At 70.3% G+C, this 19,510-nt stretch carries 19 protein-coding genes; 17 read left to right on the top strand and 2 right to left on the bottom strand.

The window, feature by feature from the left end; all coding sequences use genetic code 11:
- Positions 1 to 129 precede the first annotated feature (129 nt).
- Entirely contained in the window at positions 130 to 2,580 is a 2,451-nt protein-coding gene (locus tag DNK56_RS13190; RefSeq protein ID WP_111333801.1) for a WD40 domain-containing protein, read from the top strand.
- Positions 2,581 to 2,656: 76 nt separating this feature from the next.
- The gene (locus DNK56_RS13185; RefSeq protein WP_111333799.1) at positions 2,657 to 3,571 is read left to right on the top strand and encodes a DUF5655 domain-containing protein; all 915 of its coding nucleotides are present in this window, start codon (positions 2,657 to 2,659) and stop codon (positions 3,569 to 3,571) included.
- A gap of 63 nt (positions 3,572 to 3,634) precedes the next feature.
- Here the strand turns inward: DNK56_RS13185 and DNK56_RS13180 are convergent, their stop codons facing one another.
- On the bottom strand, positions 3,635 to 4,171 hold the full coding sequence (locus DNK56_RS13180) for a hypothetical protein (protein WP_053613890.1): 537 nt from the start codon (positions 4,169 to 4,171) through the stop codon (positions 3,635 to 3,637).
- A 154-nt stretch (positions 4,172 to 4,325) separates the two neighbouring features.
- Positions 4,326 to 5,087: a DNA-methyltransferase gene (locus DNK56_RS13175; RefSeq protein ID WP_053613889.1), complete on the bottom strand. Its 762-nt coding sequence runs from the start codon at positions 5,085 to 5,087 to the stop codon at positions 4,326 to 4,328.
- 637 nt (positions 5,088 to 5,724) lie between these two features.
- Here DNK56_RS13175 and DNK56_RS13170 point away from each other — a divergent pair.
- The 15 genes from DNK56_RS13170 (at position 5,725) to DNK56_RS13100 (ending at position 19,488) form a co-directional block, all read left to right on the top strand.
- A complete protein-coding gene (locus DNK56_RS13170; RefSeq protein WP_111333797.1) occupies positions 5,725 to 6,852 on the top strand; it encodes a C40 family peptidase in 1,128 nt (375 codons plus the stop codon).
- 72 nt (positions 6,853 to 6,924) lie between these two features.
- Positions 6,925 to 7,233: a DUF6112 family protein gene (locus tag DNK56_RS13165; protein ID WP_039649441.1), complete on the top strand. Its 309-nt coding sequence runs from the start codon at positions 6,925 to 6,927 to the stop codon at positions 7,231 to 7,233.
- Positions 7,233 to 7,919, top strand: a complete 687-nt coding sequence (locus DNK56_RS13160) for a hypothetical protein (protein ID WP_111333795.1) — start codon at positions 7,233 to 7,235, stop codon at positions 7,917 to 7,919. Before DNK56_RS13165 ends, DNK56_RS13160 begins: the two co-directional genes overlap by 1 nt.
- A gap of 31 nt (positions 7,920 to 7,950) precedes the next feature.
- On the top strand, positions 7,951 to 9,321 hold the full coding sequence (locus tag DNK56_RS13155; protein WP_111333793.1) for an SCO6881 family protein: 1,371 nt from the start codon (positions 7,951 to 7,953) through the stop codon (positions 9,319 to 9,321).
- An 89-nt stretch (positions 9,322 to 9,410) separates the two neighbouring features.
- The gene (locus tag DNK56_RS13150; protein WP_111333791.1) at positions 9,411 to 10,880 is read left to right on the top strand and encodes an SCO6880 family protein; all 1,470 of its coding nucleotides are present in this window, start codon (positions 9,411 to 9,413) and stop codon (positions 10,878 to 10,880) included.
- Positions 10,881 to 10,923: 43 nt separating this feature from the next.
- On the top strand, positions 10,924 to 11,379 hold the full coding sequence (locus tag DNK56_RS13145) for a DUF6238 family protein (RefSeq protein ID WP_111333789.1): 456 nt from the start codon (positions 10,924 to 10,926) through the stop codon (positions 11,377 to 11,379).
- A gap of 19 nt (positions 11,380 to 11,398) precedes the next feature.
- Positions 11,399 to 12,904: an ATP-binding protein gene (locus DNK56_RS13140; RefSeq protein ID WP_111333787.1), complete on the top strand. Its 1,506-nt coding sequence runs from the start codon at positions 11,399 to 11,401 to the stop codon at positions 12,902 to 12,904.
- A gap of 102 nt (positions 12,905 to 13,006) precedes the next feature.
- Positions 13,007 to 13,198 carry a hypothetical protein gene (locus DNK56_RS13135; RefSeq protein WP_111333785.1) on the top strand — a complete coding sequence of 64 codons (192 nt, stop codon included), beginning with the start codon at positions 13,007 to 13,009 and terminating at the stop codon, positions 13,196 to 13,198.
- A complete protein-coding gene (locus DNK56_RS13130; RefSeq protein WP_111333783.1) occupies positions 13,191 to 14,555 on the top strand; it encodes a hypothetical protein in 1,365 nt (454 codons plus the stop codon). The genes DNK56_RS13135 and DNK56_RS13130 overlap by 8 nt, the downstream gene beginning before the upstream one ends.
- Positions 14,556 to 14,643: 88 nt before the next feature.
- Positions 14,644 to 15,102, top strand: a complete 459-nt coding sequence (locus tag DNK56_RS13125; protein ID WP_111333781.1) for a hypothetical protein — start codon at positions 14,644 to 14,646, stop codon at positions 15,100 to 15,102.
- Between the two features lie 26 nt (positions 15,103 to 15,128).
- The gene (locus DNK56_RS13120; RefSeq protein ID WP_111333779.1) at positions 15,129 to 15,902 is read left to right on the top strand and encodes a hypothetical protein; all 774 of its coding nucleotides are present in this window, start codon (positions 15,129 to 15,131) and stop codon (positions 15,900 to 15,902) included.
- A 32-nt stretch (positions 15,903 to 15,934) separates the two neighbouring features.
- Positions 15,935 to 16,432: a hypothetical protein gene (locus DNK56_RS13115; protein ID WP_111333777.1), complete on the top strand. Its 498-nt coding sequence runs from the start codon at positions 15,935 to 15,937 to the stop codon at positions 16,430 to 16,432.
- Between the two features lie 16 nt (positions 16,433 to 16,448).
- Positions 16,449 to 17,150, top strand: a complete 702-nt coding sequence (locus DNK56_RS13110; protein ID WP_111333775.1) for a hypothetical protein — start codon at positions 16,449 to 16,451, stop codon at positions 17,148 to 17,150.
- 29 nt (positions 17,151 to 17,179) lie between these two features.
- On the top strand, positions 17,180 to 17,617 hold the full coding sequence (locus tag DNK56_RS13105) for a hypothetical protein (RefSeq protein ID WP_111333773.1): 438 nt from the start codon (positions 17,180 to 17,182) through the stop codon (positions 17,615 to 17,617).
- A gap of 77 nt (positions 17,618 to 17,694) precedes the next feature.
- Positions 17,695 to 19,488, top strand: a complete 1,794-nt coding sequence (locus tag DNK56_RS13100; RefSeq protein ID WP_111333771.1) for a type IV secretory system conjugative DNA transfer family protein — start codon at positions 17,695 to 17,697, stop codon at positions 19,486 to 19,488.
- Positions 19,489 to 19,510: the final 22 nt, after the last annotated feature.

Raw genomic sequence — 19,510 nt, 5'->3', positions numbered from 1 at the left:
CAGGCCGTCGCCGTACCGCGTGGTACGACGAGCGAACAGGCACTCTGTATGGTGGTGTTCGGTGAAATTCGGTCCTGTTCGGCAACCGGCGTCCTACGCTGAGCCCCACAGACCATCGGGGGGACGTACGTGGCGCATGAGGACGCTTCCGGAGCCGCGTTCGAGCGCGAACTCGCGGACTTCGCCTCCAAGCTCCGGAAGCTTCAAATCGATTGCGGCAACCCCTCCCAGCGCAACATCAGCCGTACAGCGCCCCCTGGACAGTCGCTGTCTCCCTCCGCGATCAGCGAAGCCCTCAACGGAAAGCGTCTGCCCAGCCTCGACTTCATCATCGCCCTCGTCCGGGCGCTACTCACCCTCGCGAGCGACAACCGGTCTCCAGTGGGCCGCAATGATCCGATGGTCGAGTCATGGCGCATGGAGTGGACCCGGCTCGCGAACCTACGTGTCGAGGCCCGACACGCGCCCCCGGCACCCGAGTCGGTGCGGACGCCTGTCGTGGTTGACGCCTGGCCGACCGCGCCGATTCTCGATGCGCCAGTCCATCTGACGAACTCGCCCGCGCCAATAGGTAACAGCCGACGCTTGCGATTTCGTCTCGCGCCACCAGTGCTGCCCCACTCCGGCTTCGTATGGTCAGTGGCCTTCTCCCCGGTCGGCAGCCTGATGGCAACCGCCAGCGCCGCCGGAGTGGTGGCGCTCTGGGACCCCGCCACCCACCAGACCGTCGGCAAGCCCCTGATCGGTGGCGAGAAGACCGTGAGGTCAGTCGCTTTCTCCCCCACTGGCGACCTGCTCGCCACGGCCAGCGATGACGGCGAGGTGCGCCTTTGGGACCCGGCCACCCATGATGAGGTCAAGGCACTCCCGACCGCGAAAGACAAGGCGGTCACAGCGGTGGCGTTCTCCCCCGACGGCAGCCTGCTGGCCACCGCCAGCTTCGACGGCATGGTGCGCCTTTGGGACCCGACGACTCACCGGCCGGTCGACAGGCCCTCGATCGGCCACACCAGACCCGTCACAGCGGTGGCGTTCTCCCCCGACGGCAGCCTGCTGGCCACCGCCAGCTTCGACGGCATGGTGCGCCTTTGGGACCCGACGACTCACCGGCCGGTCGGCAAGCCTTTGATCGGCCACACCGGACCCGTCAGGTCGGTGGCGTTCTCCCCCGACGGCGGCCTGCTCGCCACCGCCAGTGATGACGGCATGGTGCGCCTTTGGGACCCCTCCACTCACCAGACCGTCGGAGCTCCTCTCACCGGCCACACCGGCTCCGCCACGGCCGTGGCGTTCTCCCCCGACGGGAGCCTGCTGGCCACCGCCGACGTCGACGGCATGGTGCGCCTTTGGGACCCCTCCACTCACCAGACCGTCGGAGCTCCTCTCACCGGCCACACCGGTAACGCCACGGCCGTGGCGTTCTCCCCCGACGGCGGCCTGCTCGCCACCGCTGGCTTCGATCACAAGGTGCGACTGTGGGAGGCCCAGGACGCCCTGCCGGCGCCGGTCCCGCCGCAACGTGTGCGACACGGAGAAGACTCACGCGAGAGCCTGATCGCCGAGAACACCGAACTGCGCACTCGACTCGACCTTCTGGCCGCGCGAGGCCTCGCCAGTAGGAGTGTCCTCACCGCGCTAAAGAACGGCGAGGGTATCTCTCTGGCACCTTTGATCGGCCACCGCGACGCGGTCTGGTCCGTGGCGTTCTCCCCCGACGGGACCCAACTCGCCACGGCCAGTGCCGACGATATGGTGCGGTTCTGGGACCCGGCCAACCGGAGATCAGTCGGCAGACCCATCACCAATCACCGTGACTCGGTGAGGGCGGTGGCGTACTCCCCCGACGGCACCCTGATCGCTACGGCGGACCGCAGCGGCGCGGTCCGCTTGTGGGATGCGGCCACCCGAGTACCGGCAGGTAACCCCTTGGTCGACCACTGCGGCCCCATCACGTCGGTAGTCTTCTCACCCACCGGAACCCTGCTAGCCGTCGCCAATGATGGTGGCGCCGTACGGTTGTGGCTGCCGACTACTCAACAGGATGCCGGTGCCCAACTGACTGGCCACCACGGGCTCGTCACTGGTGTCGCTTTCTCCCCCGATGGCAAGTTGATCGCGACTGCCACCGATGCCGGCACAGTGCCGCTGTGGGACTCCGACAGCCACAAGCCGACGGGCGAACTCCTGGGTGGTCACCATGGCTCTATCAGCTCCGTGGCCTTCTCCCCCGACGGCAACCTTATCGCCACCGCTGGTGATGATCACGCGATGCAGCTTTGGGACGCCACTACCCACCAGCCTGTCGGAAAGCCCCTAACCGGCCACAATGATGCCGTCGCGGCCCTGGCTTTCTCCCCAGACGGCAGCCTGGTCGCTACAGCGAGCAACGATCACACTGTGCGCCTCTGGGACCCAGCCACCCATCAGCCCGTCGGAGAGCCTCTCACCGGGCATCACGACGCCGTGACGGCAGTCGCTTTCTCTCCAGATAGCTCCGTGCTCGCCACTGCCAGTGTCGACCGCACCGTTCGGTTGTGGGTGCCTCCTGTGGTGAGCAGTCTCGCCGGATCTCGCGATTGAGCCAACAGAAGCCGGAATAACTGTCGCCCGGCCTCGATTGTTCGTTCGCGGCGATCAAGGTGAGGTGGGGAGGCTCATGAGCAACCTGAAGGTCTTCAGGGTGAGAGGCGGGCAAGCGACGGAGGTACCGGGTGCGGCCGTCGGAGTGGAGGTCGAGCTGCAGCGGTTGATCGAGGCCAACATGGAGGCGATGCTCGGCATCCGTTTCCTGGCCACCGAGTACCGAACCGGCCATCACGGAGGCCGGATCGACTCCCTCGGCCTGGACGAGAACGGCACGCCGGTCATCGTCGAGTACAAGCGGAACCGCGACCAGAACGTCATCAGCCAGGGACTTTCATACCTGTGGTGGCTCCATGACCACCATCACGAATTCGAGAGCCTGACCCGAGAGAAGCTCGGAGACCAGGCTGCCGGGGAGATCGACTGGAGTGCTCCTCGGATCATCTGCGTCGCTGGTGCCTTCACGCGCCACGACACAGTGGCGGTGGAGATGATCGGCCACCGGATCGACCTCGTGACGTACCGGGTCTTCGAGGACGTGCTCACACTGCAGCTCATCGCGTCGGCCGGCGGCACCCGCACCTCTCCGCGGGGCGGGACGTCGGGATCCATACGCGCCGCATCGGTGGCACCGAAGTCGGTCCAGCAGTACCTCGACAAGTCACCCGAGGAACTGAAGGCCCTGTACGCGGACCTCGACGAGCTGCTGCTGTCGCACCAGGACGTGCGCAAGGAGCCACAGCTCCACTACATCGCCTACCGGCGGATCAACAACTTCGCCACGGTGCGTCTGCAGCCGCGCAACCGGCTGCTCGTGGTCAACCTGAAGCTGGATCCAGACACCGTGGAGCTGCACGACGCGTTCTCCCGGGACATGCGCGGCGTGGGGGTCCTGGGGATCCGTGGCGGCGTCGAGGTCCGGATCGGCTCGCCGGAGGACCTCGCACGGGCTACCGAGCTCATCCAGCGGAGCATCGACGCTGGATGACTGCCCGCGCATGGGAAGGGCGGTTGTTCCACCTGTGTGGTGGAACAACCGCCCTCCTCTGCTCTACGCCCGCCTAACGCGTATCCGGCTGTCGCCAAGGACGTCGGCAGCCGCAGCTCGGAAGCCCTTCACCGCCTGGTACAGCAGGTGCTCCCGCTCGGCGGCGAGCGTGGTGTCCGCGGCCTTGCGGGAGGTGTCTTCCGCGTGGGCATCACGCACCATCCGTCGCATGACCTCGGCGAGGTCGTCGGCCGCGTGGGCCACACCGTAGAGCGCCTCCACCACGGAATGCGGACCCTCGAGGATGACAAACTCGGCAGCCCGGTGGACGCCGCGGACATGGGCGGCGAAGCGCTCCATCTTCTCGTCGATGTCCCGCAGGTCCGGCTGGTCCACCCGCAGAGCGTCGCGCACTGCGTCCAGGGCGACATCGCGGTCGTAAACCGCGCCCAGGTAGTTCGCGTAGGCGTCCCTGCGGTGCTGCCGGCGCCACTGGCCGAACTGCGAGCGCGCTGCCGCGCGCCCGGTGACCATCGCGGAGCCGAGGGTGGCAAGTGAGCCTACGGCGGCGCCAAGCAGCGCGGTGAGTCCAGCGTCCATGGCCTCATTCTGCCCACGATCAGGTTCAGTTGAGGTTCGATCAGGAGCAGGCGTGATCGCAACACTCTGATCGAAGCCGTCACTGAGCCACGGTTTCGTTCATGTCCGGAGACCTCCTCTATCAGCGGCACGATCCGTCTAGCTCAAGGCGCCCCTACTCCTCGGGACCAGCGAGAATGAAGTCTTCGCGCCGTGCGGTCTGCTGCATCGTTTCCAGAAGCCGAGCTTCGGCGATGTCGGCGTAGTGCTCCGAGAGTTCGACGCCAACGAACTTGCGGCCCTCGCGCAGAGCGGCGACGCCGGTCGTGCCGGAGCCGGTGAAGGGGTCGAGGACGGTCCCGCCCGGCGGGCAGATCTGCACCAGCTCCTGCATCACCTCCAAGGGCTTCTGCGTGATGTGCACGCGGTCCTTCCGGGGCTGGCTCGCGGTGTAGAGGCCGGGCAGGTACACGGGGTTCCGGTCGGGGTCGACCGGGCCCTTGGTGCCCCAGACGATGTACTCGCAGGACTGCTTGAGCCGGCCCTTCTGCGGTCGGGAGACCGGCTTGTGCCACGAGGCGATGCCGCGCCAGGTCCAGCCGGCGGCCTGGAGCGCGTCGGTGGTGGTAGGCAGTTGCCTCCAGTCGGTGAAGACGAGCGCGGCGCCCGACTCGGCGGTGGCCCGGTAGGACTCGGTGAGCAGGAGGGTGAGCCAGAAGTCGTACGAGCGCTGGTCGCGGTTCTCGCCGGGGAAGTTGGCGAGGTCGTGCTCGGCGTCGCCCGAGGTGTACTTCGCGCGGGCACTGCGGCCGGTTCGTTCGCCGCTGGTTCGGCCACCGCTGTTGTAGGGCGGGTCCGTGATCACGGCATCGACGCTGTTGTCGGGGATGCCGGCGAGCGCGGTCAGCGCGTCGCCTCGGTGCAGGGTGTACGGCATGGTGCGGTTCTCTCTTTCCGCGAGGACGGTCGTGCGGGATTCCGCGTTCCCGAAATACCGCGCACGTCGGCGTGATTCGCTCCCGGAAGCCACAGAAGCAGCTGCCTGAGGAGAGCGATGGGCTGGAGAGTAACCACCGATCCCGGCCGCACCTAATGATGCTCTGCCGCCACATCACGGTCCCCGACTGCCAGACGAGGCGTCGTTTGGTGCGGCCGGAGTTCGTCTCTACAGTCTCGCCGTGTTCGACGGACGGGGCCCTGCTCCTGCCCTGTTGAGCTGTGTTGATGCGTGTTACCTCGTCCAGGTGGCGGCACGGCAGCACTCACGAAGCAGCCTGATATTTCGGTGAGGGGATTCTCCGTGTGGCGTGTGAGATTAAGAGCGCGGCTGGCTGCCGCTCTCCAGTAACGGGGTTCCCAGGGGTCGGGAGTTAGCCGCTCCCGACCCATGGAATCTCTATTCCCTGATCTCAGGTGTTGTGAATTCCCGACCGGTGCGGTGCCGGTGACCTTTTCGACGAGAACGCTGGTGCCGCGCTGCCTACGAGTAAGGAGCTGCTGATGCAGCATGCCCAGGCACGCCCTTCCCCGACGTCCGACTCCTGCGACCTCCGCTCGGCGGACGGCCTGCGGCCGTGAAGGCGGGCGCGGCAATAGTCGGGTCCGTGGCTCTTGGCCCACTACTGCTGATCGCCCCGCTCGCGATGACTCTGGCCGGCGCGAGCAGTGCCCAGGCCGCCTGCGCGAGCGGCGATGCACAGGCTGTGGATACCGTGGCGGTCGCCAAGCAGGTGGAGTCGATCCTCAAAGGCGGCGGCAAGGCCACGGTGTCGGTCCCGGGGCTGGACGATCCCGCAGAGCAGATCCCGAACGCCAAGACGATCCAGGCCACTGGCGTCGCAATGAAGGTGCCGGCGCGAGGACAGGTCGTGGCCCTCGCCACGGCCCTGCAGGAGTCGGGGCTGCGGAATCTGGACTACGGCGACCGGGATTCGCTCGGCCTGTTCCAGCAGCGCCCAAGCCAGGGCTGGGGAACGGCCCAGCAGGTCCGCGATCCGGTGCACGCCTCGACGAGGTTCTACGAGGCTCTACTCAGGGTCCCAGGCTGGCAGTCCATGACCGTCACGCAGGCGGCACAGGCGGTCCAGAAGAGCGGCTTTCCTGACGCCTACGCCAAGTGGGAGCCGCTGGGCACGGCTCTGCAGAAGGCCATCGCCACGTCGCTGTCGGAGGAGTCGAGTTCCGGCGGAGGCGACGAGGGCGAGCAGACGGATGCGGCTCCCAGCGAGTGCGGCACCGGTGAGGACGGGGCCGAATTCGGTCCGATCCCCGCAGGCTCCGTCCCCAAGGACTACAAGATCCCGGCTGATGCGCCCAAGTCGGTCCGCACCGCCATCCGCTGGGGTCTCGGTCAGCTCGGCACTCCGTATCAGTGGGGTGGCGCGTGTACCGATCCGCGCGGCCAGGACCCGATGGGCCGCTGCGACTGCTCGTCCCTGATGCAGATGTCGTACAAGGCCGGAGGCGTCTCGATCTCCCGGACCACGTACACGCAGGTTAAGGAGGGCAAGGCGGTCAGCGTCGATGCCCTCAAGCCGGGCGATCTCCTCTTCACTCGCGGCACGGCCCAAGTCCCGGAACACGTAGGGATGTTCATCGGTGACGGCCTGATTCTGCATGCTCCGCGTACCGGTGACGTGGTCAAGATCTCGACCCTCGCCGACTGGCGGCCGGACGTGCTCGCCGCCCGCCGGATCGTCTGACCGGCCCCCCCTCTCCCCCTCTCACTCCCCCCTTCCGGGCCTTCGCGCGCCCATATTCGTACTGGAGTTCCAATGAAGCTCATTCAGCACGCCCAGATGCTGGCGTACAACCCTGGCGTCACACCGAGCGAGGGCGGCCTGCCCGGCCTCGACGTCCTCAAGAAGGTCATGGGCAGCATCAACCTCTTCGGCATCATCGCCACGGTCGGCGCCCTCGCTATCTCCGCCATCGTCTGGGCCTGGGGCCACCACAGCGGAGGCCACCAGGCCGAGGCCAACGGCAAGAAGGGCACGGTCGTCGCCGCCGGCTGCGCCCTCCTGCTCGGCGCGGCCAACGGCGTCGTCGCGTTCTTCTCGGCGATGGGGACGCAGGTTCACTGATGCCGAAGAATCGTTTCCCTTCCGCCAGGGGGCGGAGGCACGGAGCCCCGTCCTCGGTTCTGCGCCGCGCCTCGATCGGCGGCATCGTCCTCGCTGTCCTGCTGGCCGTCGCCGGTCTGGTCGCGTACGTCACCCGTGCGGAGAGCCCGGCCGCGCCGAAGGCCATCCCCGCGCCGGCGTCCTCTTCGACGTCGCCCTTCCCTGCCGCCACCACGCACGCTGGGATGGCGGTGGTCGCGCCGCCCAGGACGACGGATCCGATCGAGTTCGCCAAGGCCGCCACCAAGGTCCTGTGGACGTACGACACCCGGTCCTTCTCGCAGGCCGAGCACATGGCCGGCCTCAAGCGGTGGATGACCGACGAGAAGAAGTACGCCGACTGGAAGTCCGTCTCGGACCAGGTGCCCAGTCCGGTGCTGTGGTCGCGGATGCACGACAACGGGCAGCACGCCGGCGCCACGGTCGGCGAGGGCCACTTCCCGCAGGCATTCAAGACCGCCCTGGCTCAGGACCCCGGCGCGATCACCGAGGCGTACGTCTACGCCGTCACGGTCACCGGCAAGCAGTCCATCGTCTGGAAGGGCTCCGGTGCCGGCGCCGAGTCCCGCTCGACGACCCTCGCCGTCCAGTGCCGACCGGACCGCGACTGCGCCCTCGTCGGCGTCCTGCCGAAGGTCGCGCCGTGATCGCCCTCAACCTGCGAAAGGAGGCACCCTCATGGGAGCTTGCGACCTTCCTCTGATGAGTACGGTCTGCGACACCGTCGGCGGTGTCGTCGGCGCGACCGGCGAAGCCGTCACCGACGGCATCGGCGCCTGGATCGCCAAGTCGATGGGCGAGATGGCCCAGGCCGCAGCGGATCTGGCGTCGAAGGCCGTCGACCGGACCACGGCCATCGATCTCAACGCCGAGTGGTTCAGGAGCAACTACGAGCTGGTCCTGCCCATCGGCCTCATCCTCACCGTCGGCACGTTCTGCCTCCAGCTCACCCGCGCCGCCTGGCGCCGGGACGAACGCGCCCTCGCACAGGCGGTGTACGGAACAGTGGCCGGCGTCCTGTTCGCGTTTGCCGCCATCGCCTGCACCACCGTCGCGATCACTGTGGTCGACGCGCTCAGCGCCGGCCTGTTCAAGGCGGCCAACAGCTCCGTGGACGACGCGGTACGCCGCATCATCAAGGTCAACGAGCTGGGGGCGATGTACGGCCTGGGCTGGGGCGTCCCCGCCATCGTCGCGCTCGGCTGCGCGGTGGGCGCCTTCCTCTACTGGGCGGTGATGGTAGCCCGCAAGGTCGGCATCCTTGTCCTGGTCACTCTGGCCGTGTTCGCCGGGGCCGGCGGCGGCTGGGAGGTCGCGCGGCGCTGGCGGCGCGGCTGGATCGAGGCGACCAGCACCCTGATCGTCTCCAAGCTCCTGATGACGATCGTGTTCCTGCTGGGTGTCTCCGCCATGGGCAAGACGGACGCGAGCGACGGGCTGAGCGCCCTGTCGGACGCGATCGCGGGCATCGTCGTGATGGTCCTGGTGCTGCTCTGCCCCTACGCCACGTACAAGTTCGTGCACTGGGCGGCCGACGGCGGCGGCCACGACGATCTGCACCGCACCGGTGTCGCCGGCATGGCGGTCGCCGCGGGTGCGGCGAAGACCGCGGGGCAGCTCGCGGTCCAGGCTGGCACGGGAATGCGGGCTCCGCAGGGGCCGGCGAAGGTGCCGGGCCAGGGCTCCGGTGGCGTCGCCTCCGGGATCGATCCGACGGGCGGATCCGGTGGTGAGGCCAAGCCGAAGCAGACCCACTTCCGCTTCGGTGAGGATCCGAGTGCGACCGGCGACAAGGGCCGTGCGCTGATCCGCCGTCCTCCCACGGATGGCGACCGCGGAGTCCCGCTCATCCAGCGCCCAGGTGGGGGCCAGGCAGCTGACTCGACGCCAGCGGTCTCCGGGCCGACGCCACAGGGCGCCTCGGTCTCGGCGCCGCAGGTCACGCACCTGGACCCGCCGGCACCGCGGCGCAGCGGTCCTCCTCCGCAGGGAGGCGCCACCCCACAGCGGTGGATCTATCCCGGGCCAGCGGACCGCTCGGGCTCGTAGCCCGGAGCTGACGGGGTGGGCCGAGGCCCGCCCGGCCCGCCCCGTCTTCCTCTTCTTCTTTCTCCTCATGTTCCAAGGACGGCTTCGCCATGCTCTCTGATGCTTCTCACCCTGACGGTCCGCCGACCGTCAAGTTCCCTCACCGCTCGCGCCGTGGCGTGCTGCTCGGCCTGTCGGCCCCTCAGCTGATCGTCGTCGCGGTCTGCGGACTGCTCCTTCTCGGGGTGCTGCTCACCTCCGGTGTGACCGGAGCGCTCCAGCTCGTACCGCTGTGGGCCGTCGTCCTCGCGGCGGTCTTCATCCGCCACCGCGGACGGGCGCTCGCCGACTGGGCGCCGATCGCGATCCGATACGCGCTCCGGCGCTTCCGGGGGCAGCTGGTCTGGCTCGCCCGGCCGTCCACCCGGCCACGGCGAGAGGGTCTGCTCCACCTGCCCGGCACGGCCGCGTCCCTGCGGGTGGTGTCCTCGCCGGACGGCCGCCTCGGCGCTGTGCACGATCCGCACCACGGCACCCTCACGGCCGTGGTGAAGGTCTCCTCCCGCGCGTTCGCCCTGCTGGACCCGGCCGCGCAGGCGGGCAACGTCTCCGGCTGGGGCCGCACGCTGGCCGCGCTCTCGCGCAGCGGGCACATCGCCCGCGTCCAGGTGCTGGAGCGCACGGTCCCCGACTCCGGCGACGCGCTCAACCGCTACTGGCAGGAGCACGGCAACGCCCAGACCCCGCTCGCCGGTCCGATCTACGGCGACTTGCTGGCCGCCGCAGGCCCCGCCGCCGCCCCGCACGAGGCGTACGTCGCCCTCGCCCTGGACCTCAAGGCCGCCCGCCGCCTGATCAACCAGGCCGGCGGCGGACTCACCGGAGCCTTCGCCGTACTGGCCCAGCTCGCCTCCACCTTCGACCAGTCCGCCCGTACCTCCGGGCTCACACCGAATGGCTGGCTGCCCGCGCGCGAGATCGCCGCCGTGATCCGTACCGCGTACGACCCCAAGGCGTCGGCTGGCCTCGACCGGTGGTCCGACTCGGGCCGTCCGCAGGCCCACCCCGCTGCCGCCGGACCGGTCGTCCTGGTCGAGAAGGCCGACCGTATCCAGACCGACTCGGCCCACCACGCCACGTTCTGGATCGAGAACTGGCCGCGCATCGAGACCAGCCCCGGCTTCCTCCACCAGCTCCTGTTCACCACCGGCGTGCGCCGCACCCTCTCGCTGACCTACGAGCCCAAGGGGCTGGACGCCGCCCTGAAGGACGTACAGCGCAAGAAGGCCACCGTGATCGCGGACGCCGCCGAGCGGGCCCGCAAGGGCCAGGTCGACTCCGAGGAGGACTCGGTCGAGTACGCCGACATCAAGCAGCGCGAGCGCCAGCTCATCGCCGGACACGCCGACGTCGCCCTCACCGGCCTGCTCACCGTGAGCGCGGACACCCGCGAGGAGCTCAACGCCGCCTGCGCCGCCGTCGAGACCGCGGCCGTCGCCGCCCTCATCGACCTGCGCCTGCTGACCTGGCAGCAGGCCGAAGCCTTCACCAACGCCGCTCTGCCGCTCGCTCGCCCGTAGCGCGGCCCAGCACCACCGACCGCGCTCTACCGAAGGGCACCCCATGCCGACCGAGCCCCTGCCCGAACTGGCTTCGGACTTTGTCCCGTTCGCCACCGCCGCGCTCGACTTCCACCGGGCCATCAACATGCCCGTCGCCCCGGTCGCCGCCAGCCGCACCGAACTGGACTCCCTGCACGCCCACCTGGTCGCCCTGTACGGGCTGCTGGACGCGCACACCGCGCGGACCGCCCCGGTGGCCGGCGTCGAGGGCGATCACCTGAGGGCCTGCCGTGTCCGGCTGTGGCAGGCAGCCGAGCACCTCCACGCCGCCTATCACGCGGCCCCGCCGCGAGTCACCGGCCGCCTCCCCACGCGGGAGGCGTGCCGGGCCCGCCTTCCCGAGGGCGCACCCGACCTCACCATGTGCCAGCGCCACCTGGCCACCGCCGCCCGCGTCCGCCGTGACCACACCCCGGCCGACCTGCGCGACCCGTTCACCGGCCTGATCCGCCACTGACCACCGGAGCACCACCGCCATGCCCACCCGAACCACCCGCGCCAGCGCCAGCCCGCTCTTCGTCCCCCGCAAGACCGACCGCCGCACGGCCCGCGCCGCACGCGACCAGTTCGCCGCCGCCCGCGACAAGGCCCGCCACGCCTCCCGGCCAGAAACCCGCCGTAACACGACCGGCATCGATCCCGAGCTGCGCGCCACCTACCCAGCCGCCGGACGCCCCGGTCCCACCTCCGCCCGCGGCGGCCGGCTCAAGCTCCCCGCCCACCGGATGACCACAGCCACCGCGTCCGGCGCCTACCCCTTCCTCGCCGAGGGCGGCCTGGGCGCCCAGGGCATCTACGTGGGCCGCGACGTGCACGCGGAGGCCGCCTTCACCTACGACCCGTTCGCGCTGTACGGACGCCTCGACGGCTTCACGAACCCGAACATCCTGCTCGCCGGGATCATCGGCATGGGCAAGTCCGCGCTGGCCAAGTCGCTCGCCCTGCGCGCCGTCGCCTTCGGCTACCGCATCTACGTGCCCTGCGACCCGAAGGGCGAATGGACCGTCGTCGCCCAGGCGCTGGGCGGGCAGACCATCGCCCTCGGCCCCGGCCTCCCCGGTCGGCTGAATCCGCTGGACGCCCCCGCCCGGCCGTTCGGCGTCAGCGAGGACGACTGGGCGGGCGAGGTCCGCAAGCGGCGCCTGCTGCTCCTCGGCTCGCTCGCGAAGACGGTCCTACGGCGCGACCTGCAGCCGATGGAGCACACCGCCCTGGACGTGGCACTCGACCAGGCCGTCGTACGCGCCGAAGAGGCCGGAACCACCCCGCTGCTCGGTGACGTGGCGTACGTCCTCGGCGCGCCCGAGCGGCTCGACGCCGCGCTCGGTGACCTGTCCGGACGTCTCGGGCGGGCGGCAGAGGATCTGGCGCACGCGCTGCGGCGCCTGGTGCACGGCGACCTGGCCGGCATGTTCGACGCGCCGAGCACCGTCGCGTTCGATCCGGCCGCGCCGATGCTGTCGATCGACCTTTCCCGGCTCGGCGGTGCCGGCGACGACACCGCGCTCGTCCTGGCGATGACCTGCGCCTCCGCGTGGATGGAGTCCGCGCTCGCCGACCCCACCGGCGGACGGCGGTGGGTGATCTACGACGAGGCATGGCGCGTGATGCGGCACGTCGCCCTGCTGGAGCGCATGCAGAGCCAGTGGAAGCTCAGCCGAGGGCTCGGCATCGCCAACATGATGGTCATCCACCGCCTCAGCGACCTGCTCACCGCAGGCGACGCCGGCTCCCGGGGCCGCGCCCTCGCCGAGGGCCTGCTCACCGACTGCTCCACCCGCATCATCTACCGCCAGGAAGCCGACCAACTCGGCTCCGCCGCCGCCCTGCTGGGCCTCACCGGCGTCGAGACCCAGGCCGTCTCCGCCCTCACCAAGGGGCGCGGCCTGTGGAAAGTCGCGGGCCGGTCGTTCATTACTCAACATCTGCTCCACCCGCACGAGCGCGAGCTGTTCGACACAGATGCCCGGATGCATACCTGAGCCGTCCGCTCCCGTACACGCCTCGGGGGAGCCGCCCACGCCGCCCCGGCTCCCCCTCGCCAGTCGTCACATCACGCCCTCCGCACAGGAAGTCGCCCCGCCATGCCCCTGAAGCGCACCATCCGTCGCGGCCTGCGCCGCCTCGTCCAGCTCTACGCCGACGCCGCCCGCGCCCACACCGCACACGGCCATGCCTCCGTAACCCCCAGCCCGTGCGATCCCGTGGACGCGACACGGCGAGGGACCGACCGGCGCCCTGACACGCACGACGAGGGCGAGACCCGCCATGGCTGAGCTGGCATGGATCACGCTGGGCAAGCACCCGCAGCTCGGCCTCACCGCCGCCACCCTCCACGACGACTTCGGCTCCGCGAACCGGCTGCTGCTCGATGCCGGATTCTCTACCGGGCATCCCGACTTCGCCTATGTCCTCGGCGACAGCCGTCCGGACGAGGTCCGGGCGACGCTTCAGCAGCTCTACAGCGCTGTGGCCAGCCACTACGTCGCCATCGACGACGCCTCGCTCGACGGCCCCATGCCCATCAGCCCGGCACCGCCCCATGGTTCAAAGCCCGCGCACCCACCGACCCCGTCACCGCGCCAGCCGGACTCGCGGGCCGATCTCGCCCAGTTCGCCGAGGAACTGTCGGGCCGGCTCCCCGGCTCCTGGACTGCCACCGTCCACGAACACGCGGCGGAGGAAGGCCAGCTCCCGCTCAGCAAACAGGTCTGGGATTACGGCCACGTGAGCTGGGCCCTCTCCGAATTCACCCCGCATCGAAGCGCCGTGCTCACCAGTGACTCAGGGATCGAGCTCCTGATCACCGACCGCCCCCTGCGCAAGCACGAGTTCCTCGTCGCCGCGTTCGAGCCACGAGGCAGCGGGTTCGACACGACCACCAAGACACCCAACGGCATCGTCGTGAGCAGCGACCCGGTGCGAGCGGCCTCCCGAGTGACAACCCGCCTGCTGCCCCGGTACCAGGAGGCCGTCCGCGAGACCCGGCTCAGCCAAGTCGCCAAGTCGGTGACTGCCGGCCAGCGCGTACTGGCCGAATGGGACGCGGTCTCAGACAGCCTGTGCGATGCCGATCACTGGCCGCTCGACGAGCGGTACGGTCTGCGCCAGCAGGTGCGGAACGCGGAGATGTGGGCGCAGTTCGCGCCATTCCTCGAGCACGGTCCGGCTCTGGTCGCGCACGCGAAGGAAGCGCTTCCTCTCCTTGACCCCGCAGAGCGTGTGGCCGGGCGCTGGGCGTACCGGCTCCGCGCCTTGCGTGAGGCATTGGACGGCGGCGCCCGGGTGCAGGCCGAGTTCCAGGTGGTCGCCGAGGCGCTCCTGCCCGACCATCCTCGCTCGAAGGCGGTGTTCGCGGACGCCGCGGCCATGCGCAACGCCGAGGGCTGGCACTACTCCCTGACCTGGATGGACAACGCCGGCGTCCTCGTCGACATCGCGCGCGCCGACAAGGCTCCGCCCGCGCCACCGACCCGACCGCTCCGTGCACAGCAGGTCCGGTCGACACGCGCCGAGGCTGCCCGTGCCTGGTCACCACACGCCGCTCGCCAGATCAGCGCGGCGATCGAGAAGAGCGCCGGTCCGCCGGCAATCCGCTTCTTCAACTCCATCAGGCCGCCGCGCTCACGCTGACTAGCGCGAATCCACGGCCACACCAAATCCGCTTTCCGGCCGCATCCTCGTCCTCCGCACGGCCCCGACCTCTGCGAGGTGCATCTTCGTGGCGGAAACACGTCCGCACATCACTGTCGGCCATCACGACCAGTACGGCGTCGTGGCGGCGACGTCGCACGACAACCACGTCGCCGAGCACATCCTGCGGCTCGTCGGCTTCGAGCGCCTGCCCGGCAGCATTCTGTACGGGCTGACCGATCCGCAGCGTGACCCGGTACGGCGCGGGGCGCAGGCGGTCCAGTCCCTGAGGGCCGCACAGTACAGGGTCAACGCCGATGTCGCGTACGACCTCCAGCCCCATAACCGGCTCGGCACGGGCCGGGGCCTCCTGGAGCGGCTGGAGAAACCTTCCGCCTCACCGGTGGCGCCTGCGGCCCAGCAGCGCAGGTCCCAGGCCGCCACCGCCATGTCCCCGGCCCGCGCGGGCGCACCGCCTGCGCCGCCCGCCGCCGCAGTCGAGTACCGCCCCGCCCCCTCCGCCCCGCAGCCGGTCCGCAGCCGCTAGACCGCACTCACCAAGGAGCCCACGCGATGACTCTGCAGCTCGAACCGGACGTCGCCTTCGGGATGCACCCCGACTACGGGGTGGCCGCCGCCGTCGCGGACGCCCGACCCTTCCTCGACGAGGTCCTGCGCAAGCACCACTTCCGCTACAGCGAGTACCTCGACGTCTACCTGCTGGCGGACAACACGCCCCGCAACACGGCGGTACGGACCGTGGCCAGGGCGACCCGCGAATTCCAGGACGCCGGTCTCTCCGTCGCGGCCGACCCAAGGATCATGATTCCACCGCCGGTCCCGACTCCGGACGGAGTGCCTGCGCAGGCGACACGGCCCGGCCAGTCCCTGACCGCGCTGACCGGCGAACTGCACGAGCTGCGTCGCGCGGCGGACGTCTCCGAGGTCCTGGGCGAGATCCTCGACGAGCACCACGGCGTCGTGCTCGACCTGGAGGAGTTCATCGACACGGCCGCCGCCTGGTGTGAGCGGCTCGACACTCCGCATGGTCACGAGCTGGGCCTTCATCTGCGCAACATCGCCCATCACGTCGCCTTCCTCGGCGACCAGCTCGTCGGTGCCCAGCTCGAACTGGCCGTCATGCCCGACGTGACCCCCGAGAACGCCCCGCCCCTGGCCGAGGTGCCACTGCCCGAGCGGCAGGAGTGGCTCCAGGTCACGCACACCGCGCGAGCGCGCGCCGCCATGGCGTCGTCCCCCAACCGCCCCGGCAACACCCTGAAACCGCTGGACGAGCCAGGGCCGCGGCTCCAGGCCGCGCCGTCCGCCCCGAGTCGTACGCGCTGATCCCCTTTCCCGAGGTTCAAGGAGTCCGGCTCATGTCCGTGAAGAAGTTCTGGACCATCGACCACGCTTGCGGTCACACGGTGGAGGCTGATCTGTCCGACCGTCCGGCCGACCGGCGTGCCGGATACGCCCGCTGGCTCGCCGGCCGGGACTGCGCCGGCTGCTGGCGGGCCTCCCGCACGGATGCCACCGAGGCCACAACCGAGTGGCTCGCGAAGCGGAGGGCGACCGAGCAGGCCGAGGCCGAGACATGGTCTGCGCAGTACCGCATGCCCCCGCTGGACGGCACCGACCGCGCGGTCGCATGGGCCGCCCGCTGTCGCCACCAGCTCGTCGCCGCCGCGTACACCGCGCTCGTCGTCGAAGGAACCACGAGCGAGGCGGAGTGGGAGGCCATCGAGGACGCCGTACGACTGCTGACCCGCGCCGGCTGGTGGCTCGACCAGCGTGACGCCGACCCTGCGGACCTGCCCGAGCTGCTGGACGCCGCCTCCGCGAGCGACCGGCCGACCGAGAACCCCCACTTCTGAACGGACCACCCCCACGATGCCCACCCCGCCCGACGTCGTCATCACACGCCATCCGACCGGCAACGTCATCGCCGAAGGCGGAGACGAACTCGCCACCACTCTCCTCAAGCGCGCGGGCTTCGTCATCGAGACCACGCCCCGGTCCTTCTGGTACCGCCTGCCCTGGGACATGGGCGAAGCCCGTGAGAACCAGATGGCCAGCCACGCAGCCCGCATGCTCACCGCCGTCGGCTACCGCGTCGAACTCGGCCCCGATCTCCACGCGGGCCCCCTCACCACGCCCTCCGATCCCCGGGGCACACGTGTCCACGGCCACCAGATCCTGCGGCTGACCGACGAGCTCAACAGCGCCGAGACATGCGCGACCGCGGCCAGCCTGACCGACCACGTCCTCGACCCCAACGACGGGGTCCTCGTCCGGCTCAGCGAGTTCTTCGAGGCCGCCGCTGAGCAGGCCAAGGCGTCCGAGACTGACGCCGGCTGGGACCTGTCCTACGACTTCGCGGAAGCCGCAGCAACGCTCACCTCTCTCGGCGAAGACCTGCACGACGCCCAGCTGCGGGCACTCGATCGGCCGGCGAAGCCGAGCTGGCAGGCGCGGGTCGCCAGCTACTACGCGACCGCCCCAGCCGCCCAGCGCCCCGCGACGGCCGCCGTCCCGCCCGAGGCGCCTGCTCCCGCTCCACCGCTCGCGTCCAGGCCGAACCGGACGCGCTGACCAAACTTCTTCATCAGAGAGGCCGTTGCGTGTCCTTCCTGCACGAAGAGTACGGAACCGACGCCGAGATCTACCGCAAGCCGTTCAGCAACGAGGTGATCGCAGACTGCGGCGACCCGCACGCTCACAAGGTGCTTGTCGCGTGCGGCTTCGTGAAGCAGACCGTCCCGCCGCACTACGTCTGGCACCAGCTCCCCGACGGACTGTCCCAGGAAGAACAAGCGCGGCGGGCCACGCGCGCCGCGTGCCTCCTGCGCGCACGGGGCTTCGACGCGAACGTCGCCGAGGACCTGGTCTCCGAGGAAGCCATTGCCGCCGTACGCGACGAGGTCCGGCGGCACCGGATCAGCGGCGCGGCCTCGTCGTCCTCGCCGACCGCCGGCCCGGTCGCGCCACCGGCGCGCCTGGACGCCACGGCCTCGGCCGCGCCTGCGGCTCCCTCCACCTCCGCCCACCGCAGCCGTTAGGAGCCCCTCGTGATCACCAGAAGAACCCGCCGGCCCCAGCCCATCGCCCCTCTCGCACCACGTAACGGGACCGCGCTTTGTCTCCTGCACGCACCAGCACGCCCTCGACCACCACCGGCACCGACTTCCTGCTGTACCTGATGCTGTCCGTCGCCAGCCTCGGGATGGGGGCCGGGACGCTGGCCTGGTTGTTCGGCAACACCGCCAACACCCTCACCAGGTCCGGCCCCTGGACCCCGTACGAACCCACCGACGCGCTGCTCCACCCCCACGAGGTCTGGCCGCACCTTCCACAGCCCGTTCTCGTCGGCGCCTGCTACGTCCTGCCCACACTCGTCCTCCTGGCCGCCGCGATGCTCGGCGCGAAGGTGTGGCTGCGGCTGCGCGGGAACCCCAAGGGGCTGGCCGACCAGCGCGACCTGGCCGACCTGATGCCCAAGAAGATCGCGGCCAAGGCGATCGATCTCCGTCCGAGCCTCAAGGGCACCAAGCCCAAGGACGTCAGCCCCGACGACCGCGGCGTTCTGCTCGGCACACTCACGCCCGGCGCGCGCGAGGTCCGCTCCTCGTGGGAGGACGTGATCCTGGCGATCATGGCGCCCCGGTCCGGAAAGACCTCCGGTCTGGCGATCCCGGCGATCCTGCGCGCGCCCGGACCGGTGCTGCTGACCTCCAACAAGGCGGCCCGCGATGCCTACACCGCCACGCTCGCGGCCCGCGCCGAAGCCGGCACGGTGTGGACGCTCGATCCGCAGCAGATCGCCCACGCGCCCCGGACGATGTGGTGGGACATCCTCGCCGACGCCCGCGATCTCGCCGGAGCCCGCCGCCTGGCCGGGCACTTCGTGACCGCCTCCGTGGACGAGTCGAACGCGGGCGACTTCTGGTCCACTGCCGCCGCCAACACGCTCACCGCACTGTTCCTCGCCGCCGCCCGCGACCGGCGGCCGATCACCGACGTCCTGGCCTGGCTCGCCTCGCCGGCCGACCGTACCCCCATCGACCTGCTCCAGGACGCCGGACTCGACGCGGTCGCCGCCCAGCTCCAGGGCACCGTGGCCGGCGCCGTCGAGACCCGCGACGGCATCTTCGAGACCGCGCGGCAGTACGCGAGCTGCCTGCTCGACCCGGCCATCGCCGCCTGGGTCACGCCGCCCAGCGGCCTCGGCAAGATCCGCGAGTTCAAGCCGGAGGAGTTCGCCACCAGCAAGGACACCCTGTTCCTGCTGTCCAAGGACGGCGGCGGCTCCGCCTCGGCGATCATCGCCGCCGCTGCCGACGCGGTCATGCGCGCGGCCGTCATCCAGGCCGAACGCGATGGCGGGCGACTCGACGCCCCGCTGCTCGCGATCCTCGACGAGGCCGCCAACGTGTGCAAGATCGCCGACCTGCCTGACCTGTACTCGCACCTCGGCTCCCGGGGCGTCATCCCGATCACGATCCTGCAGTCCTACCGCCAGGGCGTCCGGGTCTGGGGTGAGGCCGGGATGGACGCCCTGTGGTCCGCCGCGACGATCAAACTCGTCGGATCGGGCATCGACGACGCCGACTTCGCGGACAAACTCAGCCGCCTGGTGGGCGACCACGACGTCCGTACGGTCTCGGTCTCCACCAGCGAGTCGGGCAAGTCCACGTCGGTCTCCATGCGCCAGGAGCGCGTGCTGCCGGCCGACGCGATCCGCGCCCTGCCCAAGGGCTCCGCGCTGCTGCTCGCCACCGGCATCCGCCCCGCGCTCCTCGACCTCAAGCCCTGGTACCGGGAGCCGGACGCCGACCGGCTCGGCGCCGCGTCCGCCAAGGACACCGCGGCGATCACCGAGCGTGCGCTGGCCAAGAACCTGCGCCGCGACGACTTCGGTCCGGCCGCATGACCCCGGTGCTGCCAGGTTCCCG

The organism is Streptomyces sp. AC1-42W (genome assembly GCF_003248355.1).
Lineage (GTDB): Bacteria > Actinomycetota > Actinomycetes > Streptomycetales > Streptomycetaceae > Streptomyces.
This window is presented reverse-complemented; position numbering and strand designations above follow the sequence as displayed.

Excerpts from the sequence above, each read along its gene's own strand:
- DNK56_RS13115 (WP_111333777.1), top strand. The coding sequence starts at position 15,935 with ATGTCCGTGAAGAAGTTCTGGACCATCGACCACGCTTGCGGTCACACG.
- DNK56_RS13155 (WP_111333793.1), top strand. The coding sequence starts at position 7,951 with ATGGGAGCTTGCGACCTTCCTCTGATGAGTACGGTCTGCGACACCGTC.
- DNK56_RS13130 (WP_111333783.1), top strand. The coding sequence starts at position 13,191 with ATGGCTGAGCTGGCATGGATCACGCTGGGCAAGCACCCGCAGCTCGGC.
- DNK56_RS13145 (WP_111333789.1), top strand. The coding sequence starts at position 10,924 with ATGCCGACCGAGCCCCTGCCCGAACTGGCTTCGGACTTTGTCCCGTTC.
- DNK56_RS13165 (WP_039649441.1), top strand. The coding sequence starts at position 6,925 with ATGAAGCTCATTCAGCACGCCCAGATGCTGGCGTACAACCCTGGCGTC.
- DNK56_RS13120 (WP_111333779.1), top strand. The coding sequence starts at position 15,129 with ATGACTCTGCAGCTCGAACCGGACGTCGCCTTCGGGATGCACCCCGAC.
- DNK56_RS13175 (WP_053613889.1), bottom strand. The coding sequence starts at position 5,087 with ATGCCGTACACCCTGCACCGAGGCGACGCGCTGACCGCGCTCGCCGGC.
- DNK56_RS13160 (WP_111333795.1), top strand. The coding sequence starts at position 7,233 with ATGCCGAAGAATCGTTTCCCTTCCGCCAGGGGGCGGAGGCACGGAGCC.
- DNK56_RS13110 (WP_111333775.1), top strand. The coding sequence starts at position 16,449 with ATGCCCACCCCGCCCGACGTCGTCATCACACGCCATCCGACCGGCAAC.
- DNK56_RS13150 (WP_111333791.1), top strand. The coding sequence starts at position 9,411 with ATGCTCTCTGATGCTTCTCACCCTGACGGTCCGCCGACCGTCAAGTTC.
- DNK56_RS13180 (WP_053613890.1), bottom strand. The coding sequence starts at position 4,171 with ATGGACGCTGGACTCACCGCGCTGCTTGGCGCCGCCGTAGGCTCACTT.
- DNK56_RS13135 (WP_111333785.1), top strand. The coding sequence starts at position 13,007 with ATGCCCCTGAAGCGCACCATCCGTCGCGGCCTGCGCCGCCTCGTCCAG.
- DNK56_RS13185 (WP_111333799.1), top strand. The coding sequence starts at position 2,657 with ATGAGCAACCTGAAGGTCTTCAGGGTGAGAGGCGGGCAAGCGACGGAG.
- DNK56_RS13140 (WP_111333787.1), top strand. The coding sequence starts at position 11,399 with ATGCCCACCCGAACCACCCGCGCCAGCGCCAGCCCGCTCTTCGTCCCC.